21 protein-coding genes, 1 tRNA gene and 3 pseudogenes are annotated in these 23,694 nt (G+C 71.6%); 12 read left to right on the top strand and 13 right to left on the bottom strand.

All coding sequences use genetic code 11. The features are described 5' to 3' along the window. Window positions 1-84 precede the first annotated feature (84 nt). A complete protein-coding gene (locus tag ACZ53N_RS26590; RefSeq protein ID WP_469143316.1) occupies window positions 85-3,429 on the top strand; it encodes a S41 family peptidase in 3,345 nt (1,114 codons plus the stop codon). A 183-nt stretch (window positions 3,430-3,612) separates the two neighbouring features. Here ACZ53N_RS26590 and ACZ53N_RS26585 read toward each other — a convergent pair whose 3' ends face one another. The 3 genes from ACZ53N_RS26585 to ACZ53N_RS26575 form a co-directional block, all read right to left on the bottom strand. Continuing rightward, window positions 3,613-3,801 (bottom strand): hypothetical protein, encoded by a 189-nt coding sequence (locus ACZ53N_RS26585; protein WP_469143315.1) that lies wholly within the window; start codon window positions 3,799-3,801, stop codon window positions 3,613-3,615. Window positions 3,802-3,918: 117 nt separating this feature from the next. After that, the gene (locus ACZ53N_RS26580; RefSeq protein ID WP_469143314.1) at window positions 3,919-4,800 is read right to left on the bottom strand and encodes an SDR family oxidoreductase; all 882 of its coding nucleotides are present in this window, start codon (window positions 4,798-4,800) and stop codon (window positions 3,919-3,921) included. Then, window positions 4,797-6,317, bottom strand: a complete 1,521-nt coding sequence (locus ACZ53N_RS26575; RefSeq protein ID WP_469143313.1) for a flavin-containing monooxygenase — start codon at window positions 6,315-6,317, stop codon at window positions 4,797-4,799. The genes ACZ53N_RS26580 and ACZ53N_RS26575 overlap by 4 nt, the downstream gene beginning before the upstream one ends. A 313-nt stretch (window positions 6,318-6,630) precedes the next feature. Here ACZ53N_RS26575 and ACZ53N_RS26570 point away from each other — a divergent pair, with 313 nt between their 5' ends. Together ACZ53N_RS26570 and ACZ53N_RS26565 are read left to right on the top strand one after the other, a co-directional pair. Then, on the top strand, window positions 6,631-7,416 hold the full coding sequence (locus ACZ53N_RS26570) for a MerR family transcriptional regulator (protein ID WP_469143312.1): 786 nt from the start codon (window positions 6,631-6,633) through the stop codon (window positions 7,414-7,416). A gap of 80 nt (window positions 7,417-7,496) precedes the next feature. Further along, a complete protein-coding gene (locus ACZ53N_RS26565) occupies window positions 7,497-8,318 on the top strand; it encodes a MerR family transcriptional regulator (protein WP_469143311.1) in 822 nt (273 codons plus the stop codon). A 51-nt stretch (window positions 8,319-8,369) separates the two neighbouring features. On the opposite strand, the gene ACZ53N_RS26560 is transcribed toward ACZ53N_RS26565, so the two are convergent. After that, window positions 8,370-8,543 (bottom strand): hypothetical protein, encoded by a 174-nt coding sequence (locus ACZ53N_RS26560; RefSeq protein WP_469143310.1) that lies wholly within the window; start codon window positions 8,541-8,543, stop codon window positions 8,370-8,372. Then, entirely contained in the window at window positions 8,540-8,836 is a 297-nt protein-coding gene (locus tag ACZ53N_RS26555) for a hypothetical protein (protein ID WP_469143309.1), read from the bottom strand. Before ACZ53N_RS26555 ends, ACZ53N_RS26560 begins: the two co-directional genes overlap by 4 nt. Before the next feature lie 486 nt (window positions 8,837-9,322). Here ACZ53N_RS26555 and ACZ53N_RS26550 point away from each other — a divergent pair, with 486 nt between their 5' ends. Together ACZ53N_RS26550 and ACZ53N_RS26545 are read left to right on the top strand one after the other, a co-directional pair. Next, on the top strand, window positions 9,323-9,916 hold the full coding sequence (locus ACZ53N_RS26550) for a phospholipase D-like domain-containing protein (RefSeq protein WP_469143339.1): 594 nt from the start codon (window positions 9,323-9,325) through the stop codon (window positions 9,914-9,916). Window positions 9,917-9,926: 10 nt separating this feature from the next. Continuing rightward, window positions 9,927-10,046: pseudogene (locus ACZ53N_RS26545) on the top strand (DUF6879 family protein); the annotation flags it as partial. 66 nt (window positions 10,047-10,112) lie between these two features. On the opposite strand, the gene ACZ53N_RS26540 reads toward ACZ53N_RS26545, so the two are convergent. Further along, complete coding sequence (locus ACZ53N_RS26540) at window positions 10,113-11,324, bottom strand: helix-turn-helix transcriptional regulator (RefSeq protein ID WP_469143308.1); 1,212 nt, start codon at window positions 11,322-11,324, stop codon at window positions 10,113-10,115. Between the two features lie 334 nt (window positions 11,325-11,658). Between ACZ53N_RS26540 and ACZ53N_RS26535 the strand changes: the two are divergent. Together ACZ53N_RS26535 and ACZ53N_RS26530 are read left to right on the top strand one after the other, a co-directional pair. Then, a pseudogene (locus ACZ53N_RS26535) lies at window positions 11,659-11,853 on the top strand (DUF7848 domain-containing protein); the annotation flags it as partial. A gap of 259 nt (window positions 11,854-12,112) precedes the next feature. Beyond that, window positions 12,113-12,322: a DUF397 domain-containing protein gene (locus tag ACZ53N_RS26530; RefSeq protein WP_469143307.1), complete on the top strand. Its 210-nt coding sequence runs from the start codon at window positions 12,113-12,115 to the stop codon at window positions 12,320-12,322. Between the two features lie 248 nt (window positions 12,323-12,570). Here the strand turns inward: ACZ53N_RS26530 and ACZ53N_RS26525 are convergent, their stop codons facing one another. Then, window positions 12,571-13,362, bottom strand: a complete 792-nt coding sequence (locus ACZ53N_RS26525) for an exodeoxyribonuclease III (RefSeq protein WP_469143306.1) — start codon at window positions 13,360-13,362, stop codon at window positions 12,571-12,573. 67 nt (window positions 13,363-13,429) lie between these two features. On the opposite strand from ACZ53N_RS26525, the pseudogene ACZ53N_RS26520 reads away from it, so the two are divergent. After that, window positions 13,430-13,920 (top strand): annotated as a pseudogene (locus ACZ53N_RS26520) (GNAT family N-acetyltransferase). An 8-nt stretch (window positions 13,921-13,928) separates the two neighbouring features. Here ACZ53N_RS26520 and ACZ53N_RS26515 read toward each other — a convergent pair. From ACZ53N_RS26515 to ACZ53N_RS26505, 3 genes are all read right to left on the bottom strand, one after another. Continuing rightward, on the bottom strand, window positions 13,929-14,429 hold the full coding sequence (locus tag ACZ53N_RS26515; protein ID WP_469143305.1) for a DUF1269 domain-containing protein: 501 nt from the start codon (window positions 14,427-14,429) through the stop codon (window positions 13,929-13,931). A gap of 92 nt (window positions 14,430-14,521) precedes the next feature. Beyond that, window positions 14,522-15,760, bottom strand: a complete 1,239-nt coding sequence (locus tag ACZ53N_RS26510; RefSeq protein WP_469143304.1) for an ATP-binding protein — start codon at window positions 15,758-15,760, stop codon at window positions 14,522-14,524. 136 nt (window positions 15,761-15,896) lie between these two features. Continuing rightward, window positions 15,897-16,352: a hypothetical protein gene (locus ACZ53N_RS26505; RefSeq protein WP_469143303.1), complete on the bottom strand. Its 456-nt coding sequence runs from the start codon at window positions 16,350-16,352 to the stop codon at window positions 15,897-15,899. Window positions 16,353-16,583: 231 nt separating this feature from the next. Here ACZ53N_RS26505 and ACZ53N_RS26500 point away from each other — a divergent pair, with 231 nt between their 5' ends. From ACZ53N_RS26500 to ACZ53N_RS26490, 3 genes are all read left to right on the top strand, one after another. Beyond that, window positions 16,584-18,833, top strand: coding sequence for an alpha-N-acetylglucosaminidase (locus tag ACZ53N_RS26500; protein ID WP_469143302.1), 2,250 nt, complete (start codon window positions 16,584-16,586; stop codon window positions 18,831-18,833). A 275-nt stretch (window positions 18,834-19,108) separates the two neighbouring features. Continuing rightward, on the top strand, window positions 19,109-20,080 hold the full coding sequence (locus ACZ53N_RS26495; protein ID WP_469143301.1) for a GlxA family transcriptional regulator: 972 nt from the start codon (window positions 19,109-19,111) through the stop codon (window positions 20,078-20,080). Then, window positions 20,077-20,691 (top strand): DJ-1/PfpI family protein, encoded by a 615-nt coding sequence (locus tag ACZ53N_RS26490; RefSeq protein ID WP_469143300.1) that lies wholly within the window; start codon window positions 20,077-20,079, stop codon window positions 20,689-20,691. The genes ACZ53N_RS26495 and ACZ53N_RS26490 overlap by 4 nt, the downstream gene beginning before the upstream one ends. 54 nt (window positions 20,692-20,745) lie before the next feature. Here ACZ53N_RS26490 and ACZ53N_RS26485 read toward each other — a convergent pair whose 3' ends face one another. Beyond that, complete coding sequence (locus tag ACZ53N_RS26485) at window positions 20,746-21,171, bottom strand: GlcG/HbpS family heme-binding protein (protein ID WP_469143299.1); 426 nt, start codon at window positions 21,169-21,171, stop codon at window positions 20,746-20,748. Window positions 21,172-21,303: 132 nt separating this feature from the next. Here ACZ53N_RS26485 and ACZ53N_RS26480 point away from each other — a divergent pair, with 132 nt between their 5' ends. Beyond that, window positions 21,304-22,113, top strand: coding sequence for an IclR family transcriptional regulator (locus tag ACZ53N_RS26480; RefSeq protein WP_469143298.1), 810 nt, complete (start codon window positions 21,304-21,306; stop codon window positions 22,111-22,113). A 291-nt stretch (window positions 22,114-22,404) separates the two neighbouring features. Here the strand turns inward: ACZ53N_RS26480 and ACZ53N_RS26475 are convergent. After that, a tRNA-Ala gene (locus ACZ53N_RS26475) sits at window positions 22,405-22,478 on the bottom strand. A gap of 101 nt (window positions 22,479-22,579) precedes the next feature. Beyond that, window positions 22,580-23,605: a divisome protein SepX/GlpR gene (sepX, locus tag ACZ53N_RS26470; RefSeq protein ID WP_469143297.1), complete on the bottom strand. Its 1,026-nt coding sequence runs from the start codon at window positions 23,603-23,605 to the stop codon at window positions 22,580-22,582. Window positions 23,606-23,694 lie beyond the last annotated feature (89 nt).

The following is a 23,694-nucleotide window of genomic DNA, read 5'->3' as shown; positions in this document are numbered from 1 at the left end:
GCCGCGCCTCCCTTCAAGCATGGAACGAAACGGTTTCGTACACCAGGAGCGTACGCCGCGGGCGAGCGAAACGGGTTCGTTTCGATGGTGTTCTGCGTCACGAACCGAGTTGCCGCGGGGTGCGGGGCCCGAAACGATGGTCGGGTGAGCGATGCGTATCTGCGGTTCCCCCACCTGAACGGCGATCTGCTCTGCTTCGTCGCCGAGGACGATCTCTGGGTGGCTCCGCTGTCTCCGGCGGGGGCGGGCGGTGACACCGGGCGGGCCTGGCGGCTGACCGTGGACCGGACGCGGCTGGGGCATCCGCGCTTCTCGCCCGACGGGCGGCACATCGCGTTCACGAGCTGGCGCAGCCTGGACCCCGAGATCCTCCTCGCGCCGGTGGACGGCGGCCCGGCCCGCCGGCTCACCTATTGGGGCAGCAGTGACACCCGGGTCTGCGGCTGGGCGCCCTCCGACCGCAACGGGGGCCATGACATCCTCGCCGTCTCCTCGCACGGCCAGCCGTTCTCGTACTTCTCCTGGGCCTACCGGCTGCCCACCGACGGCAGCCCCGGCCTGCGGCTGCCGTGGGGACCGGTGTCCGACATCGCGGTGGGCGAGCTCGACGGGGAGCACCGCACCCTGCTGCTCACGGGGAAGCCGCCGCACGAGCCTGCCTCCTGGAAGCGCTACCGGGGCGGGGCGACGGGCCGGTTGTGGCTGCACGGGCAGCGGCTGGTGCCGGACCTGGGCGGCCATCTGGACTCGGCGATGTTCGTCGGCGGCCGGATCGCGTTCCTCTCCGACCACGAGGGCGTCGGCAATCTCTACTCCTGTCTGCCCGACGGTTCCGATCTGCGCCGGCACACCGACCACGCGGACTTCTACGCCCGGCACGCCTCCACCGACGGTTCGCGGATCGTCTACCAGTGCGCGGGGGACGTGTGGCTGGTGGACGACCTGGGCCCGGCCGCCACCCCCCGGAAGCTCGACGTCCGGCTCGGCGGGCCCCGGGCCGGGCGACGCCCGTACCAGGTGCAGGCCGCGTCGCACGTGGACGCGCTGGCCGTGGACGCGACGGGCCGGGCGAGCGCGGTCAACGTCCGCGGCAGCCTGTACTGGCTCACCCACCGCGACGGCCCGGCCCGCACGATCGCCGACACCCCGGGCGTACGGGTCAGGCTGCCGGAGATGCTGGGCTCGACCGGGCAGGTCGCCTATGTGACGGACGCGGAGGGCGAGGACGCCATCGAGGTCGCGCAGCTGCCGCGCGCGACCGGGCCCACCGAGCCGCGCCGGCTGGCGGCGGGCCGGATCGGGCGGGTGCACGAGACCCTCGGTTCGCCCGACGGCGAACTGCTGGCGGTCGCCGCGCACGACGGGCGGCTGCTGCTCGTGGACACCTCGCCCGAGGGCGACGGCGAGGTGTCCGAGCTGATCCGGTCCGCCAACGGGCCCGTGCGCGACCTCGCCTTCTCGCCCGACTCGGCGTGGCTGACGTGGTCGCACCCCGGCATCGGCCGTTCGCTGCGGCAGATCAAGATCGCCCGGCTGTCGGACCGGATGGTCGTGGACGTCACCAACGGCCGGTTCGAGGACGAGCAGCCGGTGTTCACCCGCGACGGCCGCTATCTCGCCTTCCTCTCCTGGCGCGGCTTCGACCCGGTCTACGACGTGCACACCGGCGATCTGTCGTTCCCGCTGGGCTGCCGGCCCTATCTCGTGCCGCTGTCGTCGGCGACGCCCTCGCCGTTCGCGCTGTCGGCGGAGGGCAGACCGGCGGCGGGCGGCCTCGACGCGGACGACGGCGGCGGCGACGGCTCGGTGATCGTGGAGGTGGAGGGGCTGGAGAGCCGGGTGACACAGTTCCCGGTGGCCGCCTCCAAGTACTCGGCGCTGTACCCGGTCAGCGGCGGCGGTCTGGTGTGGCTGCGCTGGCCGATCTCCGGCGCCCTCGGCGAGACCTTCGCCAACCCGGCCGACACCTCGGGCCGCCCGACGCTGGAACACTTCGACCTGGGAAAGGCCAAGCGCACCGAACTGACCAGCTCCATCGACTGGTTCGCGGTCAGCGGCGACGGCACCCGGCTGGTCGTCAACGACGAGGGCGAGTTGCGGGCCGTTCCCGCGACGGACATCGGCGACTCCGATTCGACCGTCTACATCGACATGCGGCGCGTCCTGCACGACGTCGACCCGGCGGCGGAGTGGCGGCAGGCGTACGAGGAGGCGGGCCGGATCATCCGCGCCTACTTCTGGGAGCCGGACATGTGCGGCATCGACTGGGACGGGGTGCTGGCCCAGTACCGGCCGCTGGTCGAGCGGGTCGCCTCCCCCGACGAATTCGCGGACCTGCTGCGCGAGGTCCTCGGCGAGCTCGGCACCTCGCACGCGTACGTCGTGGCGGCCCGCCGCAACGAGGGCCCGCCGCACTACCAGCGCGCGATCGGCCTCCTCGGGGCCAACCTCACCCACCGGAAGGACGGCTCCTGGACCGTGCGGCGCATCCTGCCCGGCGAGTCCTCGGACTCCAAGGCCCGTTCACCGCTGGCCGGTTCGGGCATCCGCGAGGGCTCGGCGCTCACCCACGTCGACGGGCGCCCGGTGGACCCGGTCACCGGCCCGTACCCGCTGCTGGCGGCGGCGGGCGGCACCACGGTGGAGCTGACGTTCCGCCCCCCGCCACCGGAGGAGGGGGCGGACGACGCCACGCCGCCGCCCGCCCGCCGGGTGGCCGTCGTGCCGCTGATCGACGAGCGGCCGCTGCGCTACCAGGACTGGGTGACCAAGCGCCGGGCCGTCGTCCGGGAGTTGAGCGGCGGCAAGTGCGGCTATCTGCACATCCCCGACATGGGCGGCTCGGGGTGGGCGCAGTTCAACCGGGACCTGCGGATGGAGATGTCCCGCCAGGCGCTGATCGTGGACGTCCGGGGCAACGCGGGCGGCAACATCAGCGAGCTGGTCGTGGAGAAGCTGACCCGCACGATCATCGGCTGGGACCTGACGCGCGGCGCCCAGCCGGTGAGTTACGCGAGCAACGCCCCGCGCGGCCCGGTCGTGGCGATCGCCGACGAGATGACGTCCTCCGACGGCGACATGATCACCGCCGCGTTCAAGCTCCAGGGCATCGGCCCGGTGGTGGGCCTGCGCACCTGGGGCGGGGTGGTCGGGATGACCGGCCGGCACCGGCTCGGTGACGGCAGCGCGATCACCGTGCCGATGAACGCGGCGTGGTTCGACGCGTACGGCTGGGGCGTGGAGAACCGCGGGGTCGAACCCGACATCGAGGTGGACCGCACACCGCTCGACTGGGCGGAGGGCCGGCACAAGCAGTTGGACGACGCGGTGCGGGTGGCTCTGGATCTGCTGGAACGCCACGGCTGCACGAAGCCGCCGGACTACTCGGCGGTCCCGGACCTGCGCCGGCCGAAGCTGCCGCCGCGCTGACCGATGGAAAACAGCCCGTCCGGCGCTTGAGGACGCGCCCGCAGAGCGCCCGCTGCCGCAAGCGGCAAGAGACCCGCCGTCGGCAGGCCGAGGCTGCCGCCGCGCTGACCGCCGAGGGCGAGGGCATGGGCATGGGTAAGGGGCGCACCCCCGTGGGGTGCGCCCCTTACCGGCTCTTGCCTCTTACCGACGGTCGTCCATGTCGTCCTGGATGTCGTCGAAGCTGCGCTGACCCTGCTCGCGCTGCTGGTCCGCGCGCTCGCGCAGGCGGTCCTGTTCGCTCTGGCCGCGCTGAGAGGCGTCGCCCTGCTTGTCCTGCATCTTCTGCTTGGCCTTCTGGGCCTTCTCCTGCATCTCGTCCTTGATGCCCATGCTGGTTCACTCCTAGTGAGGGTGAGTGTTCGGGACCGTCGAGGGGCCCCGAATCAGCGTGGCACGGGCCATCACGCCGCGCATATCGTACGACTACCGAGCGCTACCAGCCCCCGGTCATCGCCCCGCGCGGGACTTCTCGTCGGCGGCGCCCCCGGCCCCCACCAGCCCGCCTCGCATCCCGGCCAGTCGCGGCTCGAAGTGCCGCATCTCGCGCTGTCCGCGGACCGCGATGAGGCCGGGCAGATAACCGCGTACGGCCTGCATGCCGCGCAGCCACCCTTGGGCGTACACATGCGCCGAGCGCCGTTCGATGCCCGCCACGAGCCGGTCGACGGCCGGGCCCAGCGGGTAGGTGCGGTTCGCCGGCCAGGGCAGCCTCTGCCGCAGCTCCCGCATCACCTCGTACTGGTCGGCTCCGCGCACCATGTCGGTATCGGTCCAGCTCAGATAGCCGACCCCGACCCGTACGCCCTTGTGGCCGACCTCGGCGCGCAGGCAGTGCGCGTACGCCTCGACGCCCGACTTCGAAGCGCAATAGGCGCTCATCATCGGCGCCGGGGCGATGGCGGCGGCCGAGGCGATCTGGAGCAGATAGCCCCGGCTCTCGGCCAGGACGGGCAGGAAGGCGCGGCCGGTGACGGCGCTGCCGATCAGGTTGACCTCGACGACCCGGCGCCAGTCGTCGAAGTCGGAGTCGATGAAGGGGCCGCCGGCGGCGACACCCGCGTTGGCGACGACGATGTCGACCTTGCCGAAGCGGGACTTGACCTCGCGCGCGACGCGGGTCATCGCCTCGGGGTCGGTGACGTCGGCGTGCCAGTGCGCGGCGTCCTCGTACAGGGATTCCGCGACGCGTCTCAGTTCCTCCGGTTCCAGGCCGACGAGGGCCAGCTTCGCGCCGCGCGCGGAGAGCTTGCGGGCCAGCAGCTCCCCGACGCCCCGGGCCGCACCGGTGACGACGGCCACCTGCCCCTCGAGGCTCCCCCGGCGGCTCATCGGCCGGCCTCGGCCGCGACGGGCGCGAGGGGCGCCCGGCGTGGCACCCGCAGGAGTCGGTACTCGGCGAGGTCGACCCGGCGGGTGACCTTGCGGAACTCGGCGGTGGTGCCGGGCCAGAGGGTGGTGTTCCGGCCCTGCGCGTCCAGGTACCAGCTGTCGCAGCCGCCGGAGTTCCAGACCGTGCGTTCCATGCGGGTCCGGATCATCCGGGACCAGGCGTTGACGGCCGAGGGGCGGGCGTCGAGCGCGGCCCTGCCGCCGAGGGTGTCGAGCTGCCGCAGGTAGTCGGCCAGGTAGTTCAACTGCGCCTCGATGATGAGGATCAGCGAGTTGTTCCCGAGGCCGGTGTTGGGTCCGATCAGGGTGAGGAAGTTCGGGAACCCGGCGGCGCTGGTGCCGCGCAGGGCCTTCATGCCGTCCTTCCACGACTCGGCGAGCGTGATGCCGTCCGCGCCGGTCACCCGCTCGGCGATCGGCATGTCGGTGACGTGGAAACCGGTGCCGAAGACGATGGCGTCGGCCTCGGTCTGTGTGCCGTCGGCGGCGACGAGCGTGGAGCCGCGCACCTCGGCGAGCCCCGACGCCACGAGATCCACATTGGGCCGCGCGAGAGCGGGGTAGTAGTCGCTGGAGAGCACGACACGCTTGCAGCCGAGGCGGTAGTCGGGGGTGAGCCGGGCCCGCAGCACCGGGTCCTTGACGGCCCGGCGCAGATGGGCCTTGGCGATGCCCTCGACGAGGCCGAGCTCCTTCGTTCGCTTGGTGAAGGCGCTGACCTGCAACTCCCGTACGCTCCAGAGCAGTCCGCGCCGGACGGCCCGGGTGGCGGGGACGCGGGTGTGCAGCCAGCGCTCGGCGGCGGTGATCCGCCGGTCGAAGCGCGGCAGCACCCACGGGGGTGTGCGCTGGAAGAGGGTCAGGCGCGCCACGTCGGGCTGGACGGCCGGGACGATCTGGGCGGCGGAGGCACCGGTGCCGACCACCGCGACGCGCTTGCCGCGCAGGTCGTAGCCGTGGTCCCAGCGGGAGGAGTGGAAGACCTTGCCGGGGAAGGTGCCGAGGCCGGGGACGTCCGGGATCTTCGGGTCGGACAGCGGCCCGGTCGCGGAGACGACGACGTCGGCGGTGAGGGGCCCGGCGGCGCTGTCGATCTCCCAGCGCAGCTCGTCGACGTCCCAGCGCATGGACCGCACCTCGGCGTCGAACCGCAGATGGGGCCGGAGGCCGAAGGTGTCGGCGACCCGCTCCAGATAGGCGCGGATGTGCGGCTGGCCGGAGAAGGCGCGCGGCCACTCGGGGTTGGGGGCGAAGGAGAAGGAGTAGAGATGGGAGGGCACATCGCAGGCGCAGCCCGGGTAGGTGTTGTCCCGCCAGGTCCCGCCGAGGCTGTCGGCCCGCTCCAGGACCACGAAATCGGTGATGCCCTCGCGGCGCAGCCGCACGGCCGCCCCCAGCCCGCCGAACCCGGACCCGATCACCGCCACCCGTACGTGCTCACCCTTGCCGCCGACCATGCCGCCGCCTCCGGTTCGACTCGACCGTGCCAGCAGTCACTGGCATGGTGGGGAGCGTAGGGCAGACGTCCGGGGAGCGATAGGGGTCGGGAAAAGGGAAGTTACTGACGGTCGCACCCGCCTGCGGCGGTAAGCACCCTACGGACGCGTCCTCAAGCGCCGGACGGGCTGAGATCAGCCCGTCCGGCGCTTGAGGACACAGCACAGCAGCCCGCTGGGGGCACCTCCCAGCGGTAGCTGGGGGAGCTTGAGGACACCGTCGCGCAGCGACGGCGCACCCCATAATCCGCCGGACAGGCCCTACGCTGCGAGGGTGGCGAACGACGAGAGCGGTGGCGCGGACATCCCCGGTGAAGAGCGCGAATACCGTGTGGCGGAGCTGGCCGAGGAGGCCGGCATCACGGTCCGCACGCTGCGCTTCTACCGTGAGCGCAAGCTCGTCCCGCCACCGCGCCGGGAGGGCCGCATCGCCTGGTACAACGGCCACCACCTGGCCCGGCTGCGCACCATCACGGCCCTCCTGGACCGGGGCCACACCCTCGGCGGCATCGCCGAACTCCTCAGCGCCTTCGAATGCGGCCGCGGCGTCGGTGACCTCCTCGGCCTCAGCGGCGCGATGGCCGCCCCCTGGTCCGAGGAATCCCCGGTCCGCCTCACCCCCGACGTCCTGGCCGACCGCTTCTGGGGCGAGGACACCGAGGAGAACCTGGCGGCCGCCCTGGACCTCGGCTTCCTGGCCATGGACGGCGACGACCTCGTCCACATCAGCCGCCGCCTCCTGGACGCGTCAACGACCCTTGTGCGCAACGGCGTTCCGCTGTCGGCCGTCATAGCGGCGGGCCGGGAGGTCCGCATCCACGCGAACGCCCTGGCCGAGACGTTCACGACCCTGGTCCGCCGCCACGTCCTGGCCGACATCCTCACCCACGCGGCCTCGGGCGACCCTCTCCCGCCCACGGAGGTGGCCCGCGTGACGGAAGCCCTGGACCAGTTGCGCCCGATCGTGAAGACGGTGGTCGACGCGGAGGTCTCGATGGCGATGGACCGCCGCGTACGGGCGGAACTGGAGACCTGGCCGACGCCTCCGGCGGCGGACTGAGCCCCGCCCGGGAGCCGCCCCACGCCGGCCCGGTCGCGCTTGACCCTCACACCGTGTCAGGCGCTGAACTCGGAGACATCATGTTCACCATCGGAGACTTCGCCCGGCACGGCCGGGTATCGGTCCGCATGCTGCGTCACTACGACGCCACCGGACTGCTGCCCCCGGCCCACGTCGACCCCGCCACCGGCTACCGGTACTACTCGGCTGTCCAGCTGGCCCGCCTGAACCGCGTCATCGCGCTGAAAGAGCTCGGCCTGACCCTCCAACAGGTCCGACGGATCCTGGACGAGAAGGTCACCACCGAGGAACTGCGCGCCATGCTGCGGCTGCGGCGGGCCGAGCTGGAAGTCGCCGTGACCGCCGCGGCGGCGCGGCTGGTCCAGGTCGAGGCGAGGCTCCGGTCGATCGAGAGCGAGGGGCACATGCCCACGAACGACGTCGTCATCAAGAACGTCCCGGCGATCCGGGTGGCGGAGCTGACCGCGACCGCCGCGAGCTTCGACCCCGAGGACATCGGCCCGGTCATCGGACCGCTCTACGACGAGCTGTTCCGGCGCCTGGAGGCGGCCGGTGTCACGCCGGCGGGGCCCGGCGTCGCCTATTACGAGGACTCCCCGGAGGGCGGCGGCAGGATCAGCGTCCACGCCGGCGTCCAGGTCGCGGCCCCGCTCCAGGACGGCGCCTTCCGGGTGCTCGACCTGCCGCCCGTCGATCAGGCGGCGACCATCGTGCACCGCGGTTCGCTCGACACCGTGCTGCCCACGGCCCAGGCCCTGGCCGTCTGGATCGACGACAACGGCTACCGGTCGGCCGGCTACCCGCGGGAGATCAACCTGGAGTGCCCGGACAACCGCGACGACTGGGTGACCGAACTGCAGGCACCGGTGACCAAGCCCTGACGCTCGAAGCGGGCGGGCGTCACGGCTGAGCCGACCTCGCCCGCACGACGCTCACGCATGCGCGGCGCGCTGGTGCCGGCCCATGGCCACGATCACCGCTTCGGCCTGCGGACGGTCACCGGCGCCCAGGGCACGGACCCACGTGCGCTTGATGTCCCGGCACTCCGCACACGGAGGACGCCGGCCCCCGGAGGCCGCCCACCGGCGCACGATCACTTCGCTCATACCCGGTCCACCGCCCCCCACATGCTGCGATGGTTGGCATCGGCCACGCGCGCACTGAGCCGCTCCACCTGGCTCAGGAGCCGGATACTCCCGGGAGTCGCCTCCCACTCGACGCCGCCGCCGAGCGGGCGGAGCTGGAGCCGGGGCCCTTCGTGGCCCATGACGACGCCTGCGCGATCCCTGACGGTGTCGTGCACGAGGTCCCCGGGCTCGGGCTCGTGGGCTTTCCCGGGCGGAGCCACCCGCCCCTCGCAGTTCCGGCGCGGCCGGACGTCGATACCGTGCGGGGTCACCCACAGGTGGTACGAGGAGCTGGGATCCGGCTGCGGGGCGGCGGGGGCAGGGCCAGGAGATTCACCGGCCCCGGACAGCACTCCAAGGGCCGCCCCCACTTTCACCCATCCGAACCAGCGGGCCATAAGGTCTCGCATATCGACGCTCCTTTGTCAGCGGTTCCCGGCCGGTCGGCCCCTGCACAAGGCAGGAACTCGCGCGGTGGCGTCCCACTGTCGATCCCCCTACGTGACGTATCAGCGCCATTCCACAGACAGTTCGGCCGTGACGGCGCTAGCGTGAAAACGTCCCAAACGTCCGGAGGGGAGCCCTTGAACACTGCCCTGCGATCGGCTATGGCCGATGTCGGCCTCTCTCCTCGGCAACTGGCCGTACGGGTAGGGGTGTCGGGGAAGACGGTCGAGCGTTGGATCAGTGATGCCGAGCTGATCCCCCATCCCAGAAACCGCCAGGATGCCTGCGACGCGTTGGGAGTTGACGAAGCGATGTTGTGGCCCAAGGCCGTCAAAGACCGCATCAAGACGGGAACGGACAGGGAGATCGTCCACAGCTACCCCTACCGGTCGGCCTGCCCGTCGACGGTCTGGGGCGAGCTGATCGAGAACGCGGCCGAGGAACTGCTCTTCGCGGGGTTCACGAATTACTTCCTCTGGCTGGACCAGCCCGACTTCGTCGGCACCCTGCGCCGCAAGGCGGAACAGGGGTGCCGGATCCGCTTCCTTCTGGGTGACCCGGAGGGAGAGGTCGCCCGGCAGCGCGAACAGATCGAGGATGTCGCCCTGACCGTCTCGACACGGATCAGGGTCACCCTGGAGCACCTCGGGAAACTCGGGCCGGTCGAGGGGCTGGAAACGCGGTTCTCCGCACCGGCGGACGCGATCAACCATGTGTCCCTGTCAGTGTTCCGCTTCGATGACCAGGCACTGGTCACGCCACACCTGGCCCGGCTGGTCGGGCACGACTCCCCGCTGTTGCACCTGCACGGTAAAGGGCGCGCCGGAATGTTCTCCCGCTTCGCGGAACACACGGAGGAACTCTGGTCCAGGGGCGTGTCCACGCCGTGCCGACCGCCGGTGTGATCACGGCCGTGACGGGCGGTTCACTGGTGAGGAAGTCGCCACTGAGCCCGCGTTGGTCAAGCTGTGCACATCAGCGTTCGAAGCTGTATGGGAACGAGCGACGCCGCACGAGAAGTACCGGCCGGGCTGATCGACACATGCCCTCGTCATCCAGCGGCACTCCTGTCTCTGTACGAGTTTCAGGGCCGGGGGCGCCTCACGCGACGCTATCGAGTAGGGCGCGAACTTCGGGCACGTCCCGGAACTCCCCGAGGCGCGCAAGGACGACCCCGACCCGTTCCGCTGTCCTCTCGCTGGCCACGTCGGCGGACAGGGTGATCACGCGTTCCGCCGTTGCCGCCGCTTCCTCTGGCTCATTGGCGTCCGCCAGGGCGACAGCAAGCCAGGACAGGTAGAGCGCGAGTTCTCGAGTGTGCGTCGCGTCGTACCGGCTCAGCACGCCCCGCAGCAACGGGACCGCCCTGAGCGGGCGGCGCAGCTCCGTATAGACGCGCGACTCCATGACTTGGAGTTCCCCGGCATCCACCCAATACAGGTAACCCGGTGACTCTGTACCGGCGCTGTCCTGCGCCAGTGCCTCACTGGCTTCCCCGAGCGCCCGCATCGCTGCCTGAGCCTGGGCATGTCCCCCCACCTTCGTCTCTGCCCACGCCACGCGATCCAGGTACAGAGCCCGCGCCTTGGGGGGTGCGCCCGGGCCTGCAACGTTCAGGGCGGCACAGGCAAGGCTCAGCCCCTCAGCTTCCCGGCCGGTGTTGCTGAACTGGTACGCGAGCGACCCGGCAAGATTCCCGGCTAGCGTCATGTCGCCTGCCTGCCTGGCAGCGCTCATCCCTAGCCGATAGATCGACTCCGCCTCTTCATGTTGTCCGGCATCACTGGCGATCCATCCGGCAATCTGCGCCAACTCCCCGATCTGGCGAAGCAGTTCGCGCCCAACATCCTCGCTGTGACTGGCTTCGCGGTAGAGCTTCACAGCGGAACGGAGTTCACGCAGGGCGGGCCGGATGAGATCTCCCCCTGCAATCACGTCGTCGGCAAGCCTGAGCCCGTGTACGCGCTGCCGCAGGTCCCCAACGGCCCCCATGCCGATACGGCGCCCCGTACGGGCGCTCAGAGACGCTAGGGGATCAACGGCGGGCAGATAGTCAGCGAGGGTCGGCAATGGGGGCTCAGCGGGCTTCTGCGACGCTGCGAGCACGTCCACGGGCACGCCGAGAGCGACAGCAATGAACGGCAGCCACTCGCGGGGCGTGCGCTTCCCTGTCTCGTACCGGCTGATCTCTTGCCGGCCGATCGGTTCGCCAGTAACCCCAGCGGCACGGCAGGTCTCGCGCGCTAAGCGCGCCTGACTCCACCCGCGCTGTTCTCGTAGGCGCCTGATGTTGGCCCCGACGCTGCCTGCCATAACCACAGTCTGGCCGACAGTTGGCCTACACGAGGCCGCTAGTCAGAGATCACGGCCGCGCGGACGCTGGAGCCACATCAGTACGAGCCGGTGGAGAAGGCAGGCGAAGCGAGATGAGAAGCGCCACGCGGGCACGACTGGCCCGCTTGATCGCGGAGCGTGGTAACGGCGGCAGGCTCTTGATCCTTCGGACGCAACGTGCGCTGGGGGAAACGGCGGACGGTTCGGACCTGCCACCCGGCAGCATGAGCCTCCCCGATTGCATGTGTGCGCTCCACCGTGTGGGACGGGGACGGCCTGATTCCTCCGTGAAGCTGAGCGCCGGGGCGCAGCCATGAGCCGGATCTTTCGGTACGTGCCGTTCACGATCGCTCAGGATTCGTCGGCTTGGCCTGAGTACAGCGCCGTATGCGTGTCGGGCGACGAGTCCGAATGCGGTGCGGAGTCCCTCGTGCGCGAATCCCCGGAGGCCGTCGAAGAGTGGATGCGCGTTCACACCCAAGCCACCAAACACCTGCGGTACCGACGGAACTTCGGGGACTACTGCCAGCTTGATCCCCCACACGACATCGACGTGTCGCGGGTGATCGTCGGCGAAGTGGTGGAGCAGCACTCACGAGCGATTGAGCCGGGTAGCCCGCTCGCGCTCGAACCGGCGCAAGCCACCCCCTGGACACCTGCTCCGGCTCCCTCTGAGCGATCGGTGAGGACGGCAGCCGGGGCGGGGCAGCAAGCGCACGACGGCGCGGGGAACGTCTCTCCGCAGTTCCGCGAAGGGATCGAGCACCATGATCGAACAGCCGGAGTTCGAGTTCGTCAGCGCGGCGGCCTGCCGCGACAAGAAGGTCAACAACTGTCCGCAGGTGGCCGTGAACGTGCCGGGCGTGGTGGCGTTGCGGGACAGTGAGCGACCCGAGACCATCGTCACCATGACGGCGGACTCGTGGGCGACACTCACGGGCGCCGTGAAGGCCGGAGAGTTCGACCTGAGCGCCTGAGAGTAGGTCCCGTGGTGAAGTGCCCCCGCTGCGCAGTCGAGTGCCGCACCGACCCCGAGAACGGGTTGCCCTGGTGCGCACAGTGCGGGGGCTTCTTCGGCCTCTCGCTCCCCGCCTGCCGGGGCTTGTGGTGGTGGCGCCAAGCAGCGACCCGCACCCCCGTCCGGCCACGCGAGCACTGATCGGAGCCCTCTACCGGCCCCGCCCGCGTTCCTCTCCCGGGGCACGCGGACGGGGCAGCGGCGGCCTCAGCGGTCGAAGACCGCCGTGACCGGCGCGTGGTCGCTCCACCGCAGGTCGTGCGTCGCCGCCCGCTCCACGACCGCCTTGAGCGCCCGCTCCGCCAGGCCCGGCGTCGCGACGAGGTAGTCGATGCGCCAGCCGGAGTCGTTGTCGAAGGCGCGGCCCCGGTAGGACCACCAGGAGTACGGGCCTTCGACGCCCGGGTGCAGGGCGCGGACGACGTCCGTGTACTCCTCGAAGACCTTCGTCAGCCACTCCCGCTCCTCGGGGAGGAAGCCCGCGCTCTTGCGGTTGGCCTTCCAGTTCTTGAGGTCCGCCTCGGTGTGGGCGATGTTCCAGTCGCCGCAGACCAGCACCTCGCGGCCCTCCGCCGCCGCCCGCGCCTTCAGGCCCACCAGGTACGGAAGGAACTCCGCCATGAAGCGTTCCTTCTCGTCCTGCCGGTCCGTGCCGACCTCGCCCGAGGGGAGGTAGAGGCTGGCGACCGTGACGCCGGGCAGGTCGATCTCCGCATAGCGGCCGCTGCCGTCGAACTCCGCCGAGCCGAAGCCGACCCGTACCGCGTCCGGCTCGCGCCGGGAGTAGAGGGAGACGCCCGCTCGGCCCTTGGCCGCCGCCGGGGCGTGCACGGTGTGCCAGCCTGCGGGCTCGCGCACCTCGTCGGGGAGCTGGTGCGGCTCGGCGCGCACTTCCTGGAGGCAGACGACATCGGCTTCGGTCTGCGCCAGCCAGTCGACGAAGCCCTTCTTGGCGGCGGCGCGGAGGCCATTGACGTTCACGGTGGTCACGGTGAGCATTCCGGCACGATACCGACCTCTGAGACACCCCTGCCGCACTCCACCGGTACGACCGTACGATTTCCGGATGCAGATCGTGACCGCCGCGTACGACCACCCTGACGCCATAAAGCTCAATGACCAGGTGCAATTGGAGTACGTCGAGCGATACGGCGACGGTGATCTCACCCCGCTGGACCCCTCGCAGTTCGCCCCGCCGCGTGGCCTGTATCTCATCGCGTACGACTCCGACGGCTCCCCGTCGCCACCGGCGGCTGGCGGGCGCAGGAGCGCAACGAGGAGGGGTACGCGGACGGCGACGCCGAGCTGAAGCGGATGTACGTGGTCCCCGAGGCGCGCGGCCTCGGGCTGGCCCGGCGGATCCTGGCGGCGCTGGAGGACAGCGCCCGGGATGCGGGGCGTACGCGCATGGTGCTGGAGACCGGCGACCAGCAGCCCGAGGCGATCGCCCTGTACCTGTCCAGCGGCTACGCCCCGGAGGTGCCGAAGTTCGGGCTGTACCGCGAGTACGACAGCAGCCGCTGCTTCGCCAAGCCGCTCGCGCCCCGCAACCGCTGACGCCCGTCCTACGAGCGCCCCTCCGCGATCGCCCGCTCGACCTCCTCGCGCACCCGGTCCGCCGGGTAGCGCGTGGAGACGTCGCCGTACGGTGCGAGGAGGTCGTCGACGATGTCGGGGCCGTTCTCCTCGATCTCGGCGACCAGGACCGTGCTGCCCGGCGGCACCTCGGCGGCGAGCATCTCCAGCGCCGCGTTGTCGGCGGTGGCCTCGCGCGCGTCGCGCATGCCGCCGATCAGACCGCCCGCGCCGAATCCGATCATGATGCCGAGCGGGCCGCCGAGGATGCCGAGGAGCCCGCCGATCAGGCCGCCCACGGCGAAGGCCCGCGCGGAGCCGGTGTTGTCGACCGCGTCGGGGAAGTCGAGGGCGCCGTCCGCGTCACGGGCGATCACCGCCCCCTCGCGCAGCCGGATGTCGTCGTCGGCGTGCGCCTTGCGCAGCGCGTCGAGCGCCCGGTGGCCCACTTCGGGCCCGTCGACGTTCATGAACAGGACGTTCTCGTCCATCTGTCGCTCCCGTCTGCTGAAAGCTTCTGCTGGGTCAGAAGCTTCCCCGTCTCCACGGCTCCACTCTTGGCCCTGCCGCGCCGACGCGCACCTCAGCGCTCGCCCTGGGCTGCCACCGACGCCCGCAGGTCCAGCGTCGCCTCCGCTCCCCCGCCCGCCGGGTTCGCGAAGGCGAGCCGCGCCCCCAGCACCCGTGCCTGTCCCGCCGCGATCGTCAGCCCCAGGCCGAGCCCCGAACCCGAGCCCGTACGGAACCGCTGCGGCCCGCGCGCCAACAGGTCCGGCGGGAACCCCGGGCCCTTGTCCCGCACCCGGACGAGCCCGCCGTCGACCTCCACCACGACCGGCGCGCTGCCGTGCCGGAAGGCGTTGGTGACGAGGTTGGCCAGGATGCGCTCGACGCGCCGGGCGTCGGTCTCGATCACGCAGTCGCGTTCGATGCGCACCTCCGCCGTTTCCCGGCCGTCCATGACGACCGTGCCGACCGCCCGCCGCGTCAGTTCCCCCAGCGCCCGTACGTCCGTCTCGGCGCGCTCGGCGGAGCCGTCAAGGCGGGCCACCTCCAGGACGTCCTCCATCAGGCCGCGCACCCGCTCGGCCCTCTCCCGCACCATCTCCGCCGGCCGGCCCGGCGGCAGCAGCCCGGCGGCGGCGACCAGGCCCGCGACGGGGGTGCGCAGCTCGTGCGCGATGTTGGCGGTGACCTCGCGCTCGGCCTCCAGACGGGCGGAGAGGGCGTCGGCCATGGTGTTGACGGCGATGGTCAGCCGCGCGATCTCGTCCTTGCCGCCGCGCGGGCGGAGCCGGGCGCTGTGGTCGCCCCGGGCTATCCGTTCGGCGATGCGGGCGGAGGCGTTGAGGCGGCGGCCGGCCACGGTCGCCAGCGTCACCCCGACGACGCCCGCGAAGGCGGTGCCGAGGCCGCCGGCCAGCCAGAGGACCTCGTCGAGGTCACGGAGATTGCGGGTCTGGCGCTCGTAGGGGTGTCTGAGCGCGATGATGTCGTCGCCGACGCGGCTGGCGGCCCACAGCACCGGGCGGCCGCCGCTGCGGTCCAGGTAGGTGGCGCGTTTGCCGCGCTCGGCGGCCTCGCGCAGCGGCGCGGGCAGGCGCTCGGGGTTCAGGAGCGCGCGACGCCGGTCGGGGGCGCGGTGCCGGTCGACGCCGGTGGCGTGGTCCTCGACGGCCGTGCCGAGCCGGGCGTCGATGGTCTCGCGAGCGGTCTCCAGCTGGTTCACGGCGGTGCGGTGGTGCACGACCAGGCCCATGATGACGGCGACCAGGGCAGCGGTGGCGGTGATCACCACGCCGATCTTCGTGCGCAGTCCCATGGGGTCGGGCTCCTCGGCGGTCGGCTGGGCAGTCGTCTCGGGGATCAGCTCGGGGTTCGGGCTCCGGAGTCAGCCCTGGGTTCGGTGCTGAGGTCGGCGCCGGGGTCGGTCCTGGGGTCAGCCGGTCAGCCCCGGTTCAGCCCTGGGGCACGAAAAGCCGCAGGTCGCGCAGCTCCTCGCGCTGCCGGGGCGGCAGTCCCTCCGCGGTGACCGTGGCCCGGCTGTAGTAGCCGACGCGGTCGTGCCGGACGAGCCCGGTGAAGGTGACCTCGGCCCTGGCCGGCTTGTCGCGGCAGGCGGGCGCGCATCGGGCGCCGGACACCTCGCCGGTCGCCTCCGCCGTCGGCCCGCCCCAGCTCCGCCAGCGCAGTCCGGAGAGCGTGACGTCCTTGCCGATGTCCAAGGACTCCGGCCGCCGCAGCCGCGGCTTCGGCACGGTCTGAGCGACGAAGACCGGGCCGCTGGTGACCGAGGGGCTCTGCGCGGGACCGGACACCTTCAGCCCTCCGGGATCGGCGCACCCGCACAGCGACATGCCCAGCAGCCCGCCGACCAGTGCCAGGGCGCCGATGGTCGCGGTGAGTGGTCGCACGGGGTTCCTCATACCGATGGGACGGAGCGGGCTGATGCGAGCGATCTGAACTGCGGTGCGTCGGTCACGCCCCGCAGGTTGGTCACGTCCCGTGGGGCCATTCGTGCCAAATGTAACCGGCGTGGCTGGATTGCCACCCGTGCCCTTACCCCTGTTCGATCGTTTGCTCATAGGATCTTCGCGCTCAAGTGGTCCAGTCCAGTCGCCGCAGTGCCATGGTGGAGGTCACTCATGCACATCGCCCGACGTTCGATCCTCGGCGCTCTCGCGGGAACCGCCGCCCTCACCGCGGCGGGCGCGCCCGCCGCCGCGTCCGGAGCCAAGGGATCCGCAGCGGCGAGCACGACGTCCGGCCGCAAGGCGGCCGGGCCCGCGACCACGCCCTCGGCCACCGCGAGCGACGCGGCAGCCGCGGCGCTGGCCCGGCTGCTGCCCCGCCACCACGGCCAGGTCACCTTCCGCACCGTCCCGCCCAGGAACGGCACGGACGCCTTCCGGGTCTCGGGGGAGGAAGGCGCGATCGTCGTGGAGGGAAGCACTCCGGCCGTCCAGCTGACCGGCTTCCACTGGTACCTCAGACATGTGGCGCACGCCCACTTCTCCTGGACCGGCGCGCAGACCGACCTCCCCGACCGCCTCCCCGGCGTGCGTACCCCTCTCGTCCGGGCTTCGAACGTCACGCACCGGTTCGTCCTCAACGACACCAACGACGGCTACACCGGCCCGTACCAGGGCTGGGCGTACTGGGAACGCGAACTCGACGTCCTGGCGCTGCACGGCTTCAACGAGGTTCTGGTCTACGCCGGCGCCGACGCCGTCTACCACCGCACATTTATCGAACACGGTTACAGCGACGCCGAGGTCCGCCGGTGGGTTCCCGGGCCCGCGCACCAGCCGTGGTGGCTGTTGCAGAACATGTCGGACTTCGGCGGCCCGGTCTCCCGCGGCCTCCTCGACCGGCGCACCGCGCTCGCGCAGAAGATCGTGCGGCGGCTGCGCGAGCTGGGCATGACCCCGGTCCTCCCCGGCTACTTCGGCACCGTGCCGCCCGGCTTCGCGAGCCGCGAGCCCGGCGCGCGGGTCATCCCCCAGGGCGACTGGGGCGGTTTCCCCCGCCCCGACTGGCTCGACCCCCGGACGGCCGCCTTCGGTCGGGTCGCGCGGACCTTCTACAAGGTGCAGCAGGAGCTGTACGGCGCGACGTCGATGTACAAGATGGATCTGCTGCACGAGGGCGGCAAACCCGGGAACGTGCCCGTCGGCGACGCCGCCCGAGCCGTGGAGAAGGCCCTGCGGGCCGCGCACCCCGACGCCACGTGGGTCATCCTCGGCTGGCAGGACAACCCCCGGCGCGAGATCATCGAGGCCGTCGACCGCTCCCGGATGCTCATCCTCGACGGGATCTCCGACCACTACCCCAACGTCACCGACCGCGAGGCGGACTGGTCCGGCACCCCGTACGCCTTCGGGTCGATCTGGAACTTCGGCGGCCACACCGCGCTGGGCGCCAACACCCGCGACTGGGCCGACCTCTACGAACGGTGGCGCACGAAGGACGGCAGCGCCCTGAAGGGCATCGCGCTGATGCCCGAGGCCGCCGACAACAACCCCGCCGCTCTCGCCCTCTTCAGCGACCTGCCCTGGACGGAGGGCCGGGTCGGGCTGACGGACTGGTTCCGGCAGTGGCCGCACTACCGCTACGGTGCCGCCGACCCCCAGGCCGTCCGCGCCTGGGACGTGCTGCGCCGCACCGCCTACGGCACCACCCGCGCCGACGGCTGGGGCGAGCCGGCCGACGGCCTCTTCGGCGCCCGCCCGGACCTGGCCGTCAACCGGGCGGCCAGCTGGTCGCCCAAGCAGTTGCGCTACGACGCCAAGGAGTTCGACAAGGCCCTCCCCCAACTCCTCGCCGTGGCACCGGCGCTGCGACGGAGCACGGCCTATCGCTACGACCTGCTCGACGTCACCCGGCAGACCGTCTCCAACCGCAGTCGCCTGCTGCTGCCACGCGTCAAGGCCGCCTACGACGCCCGCGACAAGTCCCGCTTCCGCGATCTCACCCGCCAGTGGCTGGACTGGATGACCCTCCTGGAACAGGCCGTCGCCACCGACGAGCGCCATCTGCTGGGCCGCTGGATCGCCGACGCCCGCGCCTGGGGTTCCTCCGCCGCCGAGCGCGACCAGCTCGAATACGACGCCGTGTCCCTGCTGACGACCTGGGGCGCGCGCGACTCGGCGAACCGCGGCAAGCTGCACGACTACGCCAACCGCGAGTGGTCCGGGCTGGTCGGCGGGCTCTACCGGCTGCGCTGGAAGACGTACTTCGACGAACTGGACGCGGCGATGGCGGCGCGCCGTAAGCCGAAGGCCATCGACTGGTTCGCACTGGAGGACCGCTGGACCCGGCGTCACCCCGGCTACTCCGCGAAGCCCACGGGCGACATCGTCCGCGTCGCGCGCAAGGTGGCGAACAAGCTGTAGCCGCGCCCGGCGGCGGTACTTCAAGCGCCGGACAGGCTGCTGTTTTCTGTCCTCAATCGCCGGACAGGCTGAGGTCGAGCTCAGCCACATCCAGCCCGTCCGGCGCTTGAGGACGCGCCCGCAGGGCGCTCGCCGCCGCAGGCGGCAAGACGGGCCGCAGCCGAGAATCCGCCGGACCGGTGACAGGCGGCACGGGGACAGCCCCGCAGGGCCATGGCGCAAACCGTGGGGTCACCGTCGTTGACGCCACCTCACGGCAGCCGCAGGCTGAAACCGTGGATCAGCAACGCATCGTTTTCGTCGCTTTCGAGGGATTTCAGCTCCTCGATCTCACCGGGCCGTTCGAGGTGTTCCAACAGGCCGCCCGGCTCCGTCCCGGCTACTCCTGCGAGACCGTCGGACCCGCCGCGGGGCTGGTGCGGTCGAACAGCGGGCTGCGGGTGCACGCCGACCACGGGATCGACGATCTGGACCCGCGCGGCATCGACACCCTGGTGGTGGCCGGTGGCAGCGGGGTCGACGAGGCCCGGACCGATCCGGCGCTGGTGGCGTGGATCGCCGCCGCCGGCGCCACGGCCCGCCGGGTGACCTCGGTGTGCAGTGGCGTGTTCCTGCTCGCCGCCGCCGGGCTGGTGGCGGACCACCGGGTCACCAGCCACTGGAGCCGCGACGGCCAACTCCGACGGGAGCACCCGGAGCTGGCCGTCGACACCCATCCGATCTTCATCCGCGACGGCCGGGTCTGGACCTCGGCGGGGGTGACCGCCGGGATGGACCTGGCGCTCGCCCTGGTCGAGGACGACCACGGGCGGGAAGTCGCCCACGCGATCGCCCAGGAACTGGTGCTCTTCCTGCGCCGCCCGGGCAGCCAGGCGCAGTTCAGCGTGCCCCTGTGGTCGGCCCAGCCGTCCACCGACCCGATCCGGGCCGCGGTCTCGGCGGTCCACGCCGACCCCGGCGGCCCGCACTCGATCGGCGATCTGGCCGCCCGCGCCGGGCTCAGCCCCCGCCATCTGCAGCGGAGGTTCACCGCCGAACTCGGCGTCCCGCCAGCCGAGTACGTCGAGCGGGTCCGCATCGAGGCCGCCCGGCGCGCCTTGGCCGAGGGTGACGCCCCCGTCGCGACCATCGCCCGCCGTTGCGGCCTCGGCAGCGCCGAGACCCTGCGGCGCGCGTTCCACCGCCATCTCGGCGTCCCGCCGTCCGACTACCGCGACCGGTTCCGGTCGTCGAAGGAGCACGCATGACCACCTACGGCCTATTGATCTTCGAGGGCGTCGAGGAGCTGGACTTCACCGGGCCGTGGGAGGTGTTCACGGCCTCCTCGATGCTGCGCGACCACACCGACACCGTGGTGCTGATAGCCGAGCAGCCCGGGCCCGTCCGCTGCAACAAGGGCATGCGGGTGCTCCCGGACCACACCTTCGACGACCACCCACCGCTGGACGTGCTCCTGGTTCCCGGCGGCAACGGCACCCGCCACCAGGTGGACAACCCGGCGCTGATCGAGTGGATCACCGAGGCGTCCGGCACCGTCTCCTGGGTCACCGGCGTGTGCACGGGCGCGCTCCTCCTGCACGAAGCCGGCCCGGCCCGCGGCCGACGGGTGGCCACCCACCACGCCTTCGAGGACACCCTGGAATCCCGCGGCGACATCACCGTGATCCGCGACGCGCGCTATGTCGTGGACGGCAACCTGGTGACCAGCCAGGGAGTGTCGGCCGGGATCGACATGGCCCTGTGGCTGATCGGCCGGATCCACGGCCGCGACCACGCCCGCGCGGTCCGCCGCTACATCCAGTACGAACCCGCCCCGCCCTACCTCGCCGACGAACCTCTCCTCACCCAAGGGGCGTGAGGCCCGAACCCTGACGGCCGTCTCCCAACGACCCCCACAGCGATCCCGGTTCGGTCAGCCGATGACGGCGAGGGCCGCTTCAGCGATCTTGATGTCGTCCGACCAGTGGCCCCCGGAGACCCCGATTCCCCCGACGACGACACCATCGACGGTGATGGGGAGTCCGCCGCCGAAGGCGATCAGACGGTCGATGCCGGCGGTCGCTCCCATGGCGAGGGGGGCATCGTCCTTGATGAACCCGTGCCACTGGTCGGTGGTCATGCGGGAGGCGGCCGAGGTGTACGCCTTGTCCTGGGCTATCTGAGCGCTCATCAGGTAGGCGCCGTCCATCCGGGCGAAAGCCACCAGGTGCCCGGCGCCGTCCGCGACGGCGATGCTGAACCGCTGGTCGGTCTGCTCGGCCGCCTTGATCGCGGCGCCGACGAGGTCGCGGGCCATGGCGCTGGTGATGCTGGGCGCGTGCAGAACGGTGGTGCTCACGGAGACGCTCCTCGAAAGCTGTTCACTCACAATGTGACTTCGCGACTCAGAATGTAAGAGATAGATTGAGGTGTCAACCTGCTGGAGGCCGACAGGGCGTCCAGGGGCCAGAAGGAAGAAGTCGAGGTTCGGGTGGCGACTGAGCGCGGCGGGGGCACTCCTCCGCTCCTGGTACTTGAGAAGATCAAGCGGATCCTGGCCTGCTTCACCGTGGAGGACCCCGAGCCCAGCCTCGGCGAGATCACCCGGCTGAGCGGGCTGCCGCAGAGCACCTGCCAACGCCTGGTCCACAATCTCGTCCGCGAGGGATTCCTGGACCGCAAGGGAGACCACTACCGCATCGGCCTGGAGCTGGTGCAGCTGGCCGCACCCGGCACCTTCGGCCTCGACCTGGTGCAGCTGACCACGCCGGCGCTGGAGCGACTGCGGGACAGGACCGGCGAGACCGCCTGCCTGTACGTGCGCGACGATGCGTTCCGCACGGTCATCGCGGTCGCCGAGACCCGCCACATCGTGATGCGGCTGTTCAAGGTCGGCATGGTCATGCCCTTGCACGCCGGCGCACCGGGGAAGATCTTCATGGCCTACGACCCGGCCGCGCGCACCGACGCCATCCGGCACGGCCTGACCCGATTCACCCCGCACACCCAGGTCGACGTCGAGGCCCTGGACCAGCAGGTGGAGCAGGCGCGCCGCCAGGGCTGGGCAGCGGCCTTCGACGAGCGGCACGAGGGGGTCGGCTCGATCAGCGCACCGGTGTTCGACCACCGCGGCGAGCTGGCGGCCGTACTCGGCATCGGTGCGCCGACTCAGCGGGTCGGCCCCGATGACGTGGACCGCATCGCGCCCGTCGTCGCCGAGGCCGCGCACGAGGCAAGCAGGGCTCTCGGGCACCAGCCCGACAAGGCGCTCCCGCACTCCACACGATCACGGAGGCCGTAACCGCGTCGTGCCGCTCGGGGCACGGACCGGACCGGGGAGTGAATACCCGTCACCCTTGCCCCTGTTGTGGCCACGGGTTTCAACGTCGTTGACGGCCAATAGCCCTGGGACATCGCCCACCGCGCCCGAACGAGGGCGGAACCTCGCAGGCCAACCCCCGGAGGTTCCGCCCACGTTCGGGCATCATCTCCGGCACCCCCCGGAAACGCCGAGATCCCGCCCGGTCTATGCGACCTGACGGGATCTCGTGACGATTCCCGAGAAATACTCGGGAACTGCCGTGCTGCGTTGTGGACCTGAGGGGATTCGAACCCCTGACCCCCTCGATGCGAACGAGGTGCGCTACCGGACTGCGCCACAGGCCCTTGCAACGAGTGAAACTCTAGCACCTCCATCCGGGTGCTCGGAAATCCGCTCCCCGGCCGCTCCCTCGCTGGTCAGCGGAGGTGGCGGGAGGTGACCGCCGTCACTCGTTGGCCGCGCGCGGGCGGTCGTCGTCGGCGTACTGGTCGAAGAGCGGGGTGCGGCCGCGCTCGCGGGGGCGGCGGCGGGAGCGGCCGCCGCGGCGCTCCTCGGCGGGCTTGCGGCCGGCGGCCGGCTCCGCGGTGCTGGAGCGGGCGGAGCTCCAGGTGTCCGGGGCGCCGAGGTCGACCGAGTCGCTCGCGCGGGGGGCGACCGGCGCGGTGACGTACGTCGGCAGCGGTACGGGCACGGGCTCCCAGCCCTCGCCCGTGCCGCGGTCGCGGTCACGCTGCTGGTCGACCCACTCGGCGTGGTCGGTCTGCTCGACGAGCGCGCGACGGCCCGCGCTGTGCGCCGAGGGCTCGGGCTGTGCCGCCGGCGCGGGCGGGGCGGCGACGTCGGGGTCAGCGGGGGCGGCGGCGGGCGCGGGATCCGACGCCGCCGGGCGAGGGCGGGGTCGGCCCTCGCGGAGCCGCTGCGCGGCGAGTTCGGCACGGCGCTGGTCCATGGTGAAGGCGAACCGCCGCTTCTCCTGGACGCGCAGATAGACGATGTACGCGCTCAGCAGCGCCGCCGGTACGGCCGGCGCCCACAGGAAGGCCAGGCCGCCGACGCCCGCGACGATCGCACCGAGGGTGAAGGCGAGGAAGAGCAGCACGGTGGTGCGCCGCCGCCGCGCGAGGACCTTCGAACGCCGGGCGCGCTCGGCCGCCGACGGCACCGGGGTGGCCGAGGGCGCGCTGAAGGGCCGGACGTCGACCATTTCGGTCGCCGCGTCCGGCGCGGGCGCGCGAAACTCCGGCTCCGCCGGGTCGGCGGAGGCCGGCGCGTCGTCGGTCGCGCGCACTTCCAGGTCCTTGGCGTAACGGCGCTCCATGCCCGCCCGTCCGGACAGCAGCCGGATGGCTGTGCTGAAGCGTTCCGTCGGACGGGCTTCATTGAGCTCGTCCTGCCTACGGAGCCACATCGGCACCAAGTAGGCGGCCCAGGCCCCGACGATGACTGCGTAGATGAGGCCGCTGCTGCTCACACTTCACACCGTAGAGGGGACCGCACAAGGGATTCCGCCAATTGGCCCGGTGTGTCGCACGATCCGGCTGATATCTCGAACTTTTTTTG

The sequence above is a fragment of the Streptomyces sp. NPDC033229 genome (assembly GCF_055576875.1).
The sequence above is the reverse complement of the archived record's forward strand: the minus strand, read 5'-3'. Positions and strand labels throughout refer to the sequence as shown.

Excerpts from the sequence above, each read along its gene's own strand:
- ACZ53N_RS26590 (WP_469143316.1), top strand. The coding sequence starts at position 85 with ATGGTGTTCTGCGTCACGAACCGAGTTGCCGCGGGGTGCGGGGCCCGA.
- ACZ53N_RS26585 (WP_469143315.1), bottom strand. The coding sequence starts at position 3,801 with ATGGGCATCAAGGACGAGATGCAGGAGAAGGCCCAGAAGGCCAAGCAG.
- ACZ53N_RS26580 (WP_469143314.1), bottom strand. The coding sequence starts at position 4,800 with ATGAGCCGCCGGGGGAGCCTCGAGGGGCAGGTGGCCGTCGTCACCGGT.
- ACZ53N_RS26575 (WP_469143313.1), bottom strand. The coding sequence starts at position 6,317 with ATGGTCGGCGGCAAGGGTGAGCACGTACGGGTGGCGGTGATCGGGTCC.
- ACZ53N_RS26565 (WP_469143311.1), top strand. The coding sequence starts at position 7,497 with ATGTTCACCATCGGAGACTTCGCCCGGCACGGCCGGGTATCGGTCCGC.
- ACZ53N_RS26560 (WP_469143310.1), bottom strand. The coding sequence starts at position 8,543 with ATGAGCGAAGTGATCGTGCGCCGGTGGGCGGCCTCCGGGGGCCGGCGT.
- ACZ53N_RS26550 (WP_469143339.1), top strand. The coding sequence starts at position 9,323 with ATGTTGTGGCCCAAGGCCGTCAAAGACCGCATCAAGACGGGAACGGAC.
- ACZ53N_RS26540 (WP_469143308.1), bottom strand. The coding sequence starts at position 11,324 with ATGGCAGGCAGCGTCGGGGCCAACATCAGGCGCCTACGAGAACAGCGC.
- ACZ53N_RS26530 (WP_469143307.1), top strand. The coding sequence starts at position 12,113 with ATGATCGAACAGCCGGAGTTCGAGTTCGTCAGCGCGGCGGCCTGCCGC.
- ACZ53N_RS26525 (WP_469143306.1), bottom strand. The coding sequence starts at position 13,362 with ATGCTCACCGTGACCACCGTGAACGTCAATGGCCTCCGCGCCGCCGCC.
- ACZ53N_RS26515 (WP_469143305.1), bottom strand. The coding sequence starts at position 14,429 with ATGGACGAGAACGTCCTGTTCATGAACGTCGACGGGCCCGAAGTGGGC.
- ACZ53N_RS26510 (WP_469143304.1), bottom strand. The coding sequence starts at position 15,760 with ATGGGACTGCGCACGAAGATCGGCGTGGTGATCACCGCCACCGCTGCC.
- ACZ53N_RS26500 (WP_469143302.1), top strand. The coding sequence starts at position 16,584 with ATGCACATCGCCCGACGTTCGATCCTCGGCGCTCTCGCGGGAACCGCC.
- ACZ53N_RS26490 (WP_469143300.1), top strand. The coding sequence starts at position 20,077 with ATGACCACCTACGGCCTATTGATCTTCGAGGGCGTCGAGGAGCTGGAC.